Origin of the sequence: Nodosilinea sp. P-1105 (assembly GCF_012911975.1) — a bacterium.
GTDB lineage: Bacteria > Cyanobacteriota > Cyanobacteriia > Phormidesmidales > Phormidesmidaceae > Nodosilinea.
This window is the reverse complement of sequence record NZ_SMDQ01000137.1, coordinates 1-3,529: the sequence shown is the minus strand read 5'-3', so window position 1 is coordinate 3,529 and position 3,529 is coordinate 1. Positions and strand designations below refer to the sequence as shown.

At 57.8% G+C, this 3,529-nt stretch carries 1 protein-coding gene; it reads right to left on the bottom strand.

Annotated elements, in window-relative coordinates:
* A partial coding sequence (gene mobF / locus E1H13_RS26260) for a MobF family relaxase (protein ID WP_169617911.1) occupies positions 1-3,242 on the bottom strand: 3,242 nt, incomplete at its 3' end.
* Positions 3,243-3,529 lie beyond the last annotated feature (287 nt).

Here is a 3,529-nt window from a genome sequence, read left to right as displayed (position 1 = left end):
GCCTGCTTCTTCCCTTGCACCTCGTAAAGTTGCCTCACCACCTCGCTCCCCGCCACTAGAATCAGCGTTACCTCCTTGGCCGAACACCCATCCCGCAACGCCCGCTGCGCCACCCGCAACTCCAAACTGTCTGATGGCAACCCCGTCGAGTAGTGCTCCCACCGTTTCAAAAGCTGCTCCCTGGAATTCGCCTTTGCTGGTTCTGGAACCTCTACCCCTTGCTGCTCTCGTCCAACCGACCTTCCAACCGCTCCAGCGAGGCGATCAACTGCTGCTGCAAGGCCAACTCGGTCTTGAGTTGCCCGTTCCAACTGCTCAAAGCCGCAATTAACAACCGCAACTGCTCCTGCAAGGTCGCCTGCGCATCGGACGAGGTCTCGTCGCTGACGATACGCTGCAATTGCGCGACCAAGCGCCCCAAGCTCTGGTTCCAGTGCTGCGGCCACATCGCCAGATCCTGCCCCAAGGTCTGGACGTGGTCTTCCAGGTGCAGCACCCGCTGGGTATTCACGCAAATCTCCGCCCGTAGCGGTTCTAAGCTGCTCTGCAACACGCTGGCCAATACGCTCTCCCACTGCTCTGGGGTCAAAGCTGGGGATGGGTTCTGGTTGCCGTTGTTCCCGTTCGAGTAATTGTCCATGGTTCATCACCTGTTGAGTTAATGGCACATAGTCACTCACGTTCTCCTTGGCCCGCGACACCTGGGCCAACTGCACCAAGTCGGCCTGACTGGTGGTGTACAGGGTCACCGCCCGCTTGGCTCTGGAAATCGCCACATAAAACGCTTCTCGATTCGTCGTTTCGCCCAACAGCGCCAGCACCCGCTCCGCCGTCTTGCCCTGGCTGCTATAGGTGGTGCTCACCCAGGCATAGTCGATGTACTGATTCCCACCGAGGTTGATCGTGGTGGTTTGACCCAACCCATCTCGAATCGTCGCTGTCCCATCCGCCTCCAGTTCCGTCACCAAAAACCCCTGGCCATTGCGGATTCCAGCTTTGGGGTTATTGCGGGTCCATTTGAGGCGATCGCCCACTGCTACTGGAATCGATTGCGTTGTATAAACGGTTTTGCGAGGGCACGCTGCCGGATCAACCGACAGCACCGATCCACCTGGTGTCTCCAATACCACTTGCTGAGCCTCGGCATTCACCGCCACCACCCGGTACTGCTCCCCTCGGATTAACCCCTGCTTTCGATAGTCCTGAATTGGTACCAGCACATCGCCCACAGCATAAGCCTTGAGGTAACTAGCCTGAGCCGTAGTCAAGTCCTTGCGCCGCAAGCTCTGCATCACAAACCCGTCTGCGCCCAAAGCTTCTTCATCCTGTAAGCCAGCCCGTATCGCCTGAGTCAGCGCCAACCGCTCCGCATTGGTTCCTGCCAGCACCAGCGTTTTCTCCCGATCCTCTACTGTCAGCGCCAGGTAATCGGCAGCCACCTGCTGAATCCGCTCCTGAGCTTGAGATCCTTCCTTCACGCACCTAGCCTGGGCCAGAATTTCTATACCTTCCCTGACCTGCCCCTGGGCCACCAGTTCTACAGCCGATCGCAGCACCCCAGTCTGCTGCCGCCGATGGCTCTCCAGATACGCCGTCGTCATCCCGCCCGCCTGCAAACTTTTGAACGGGTTGCCCGCTTCCACCGCTGAGAGTTGACGAGTATCCCCCACCAACAAAACCCTTGTCTGTTCCAGTGCCGCTCGTCGCAAGAGAGCATGGGCATCCTTCATGCTCAGCAGACCCGCTTCATCGACGATCCACAACGTGGGCTGGGGAGGTTCATCCAACGGCTGGGACACCAAAAGTCCAGCGACCGTAGTGGTTTCAATCCCCAGCGATTCTCCCAAGACATGGGCGGTTTCAGCACTGGGGGCCAACCCTCGGATCATGTAGCCCTGCCCCTGAGCCAGATCCCTTAATATCCTCAAAGCATAGGTCTTGCCCGCTCCCGCTACCCCCTGCCATGCCATCACCGCATCCGGTGTAGTCACTGCCATCTCCACGGCATGTTGCTGCTCCGGGTTCAGGGAATGGCTCACCAGACTGTCTAACCGGGCATCGCTGGGGACAATCGGTTCCACCTGCCCCCGTCCCTGCTGCATCAGACGGATAGTGTTCAGTTCCAGATTCAGCGCTGTCTGGGTGGTGAACTTGCCGTCGGCGACTTGGATCAGTTCGGGGCTGTGGGCAATGGCTGCCTCAATCGCCTCAAACCCCTGCGCCCCCAGCTCGTGCTCAAAGATAAACCGCTCCAGCGTCGTTCGCCGAAACACTGACTCCCGTTCCCCGCAGTGTTGGATTGCCGCGTCAATTACTGATTTGGCCGATGGAGACGCCTCAGGTAACTGCTCTACTTCTTCAGGCAACTCTGGCAGCTCCAACCCCTTCAACTGAATCAGCGCGTTCCACCCCCGCTGAAGCAATCCCTCATCCACCTCCTTAGGCTTTCGCTTCCGCGATACCAGCGTCGCCGTCTCCCGCATGGCCCGGTTGTTCTCAGACCCTGTCGCCTCCCATTCCTCGATCAGCTTTAGAATCTGCTGCCGCCGAGTCGAGAACGCCTTGAGTAATTCTGGTGAATACCCCACCAACTCAAACTGCCCATGGGCCTTGGGTTCAATCTGGTACCCCTGCTGCCTCAGGGCTACGGCCAGTTCATTCTGGTAAATCTGGCCCAGGAGCTTTTGGTTAGCGATCGCACTTTTATTGCTCAAACTAAACCACCGCCCATCGCCCAACTGCGTCGCATTCATCACCACACAATGGCTGTGCAGCTGCGGCTCCGCCTCCCGACTGGTGGAATGGGTAAACACCGCTGCGGCGATATTCCCCGTGGTTACCTTTGTTCGTCCGGCCTCGGTTGAAACCCTAGTCTGGGCATAGCGCTCTTCCAATACCGACAGGGCCTTAGCCACTGCCTGATGATGGGCCGCCAACACCCGCTCGTCTTCCTGTACCAGAGCCGCAATGCTGACGCTCTTGGGGGCACTAAAGGTAAAGTCTGTTGCCGCCCGCCGTTTTTCAGGGTCAATTGCTTTTCCAGTTAGGGATTGTCCCCCTGGAGCCTGTCCAGACAGCATCTGGCTGAATTCTTGCTGATTGACCACCCCAGCCAAACCCAACGACGCAGCCCCCTTGCCCACCCACTTAGTCGGGTGAGCGGTTTCCTCGGCAGAGTAATAATCCTCTTTCGTGTAATAGGTCTCCGCCTGAGCGGCAGAGAGGTTGCTCGTGGAAAGCATGGAGAAACTGGGTTAAAAACACGACGCCACCCTGAAGGAAAAGCGATAGCGTCGTCAAAAACGGTAGAAACCCTGGGGGGAGGGCCGTTGCCCGGTTTTTGCCAAAACCTTGGCGTACTGTGTGGCCTCTCCGCGAAGCCCCCGATAGGGGCGCAGCATCCTGATACACCTCAGCATAGCGCATGTGCTCAGCATTAGTTCAGCTCTAAATCAAAAAGTCACGTTATGATTGTGATTAGTCAGCATAACAATCAGGGCGTCACGTTTTGGCACGTTTTGGCTCGGGG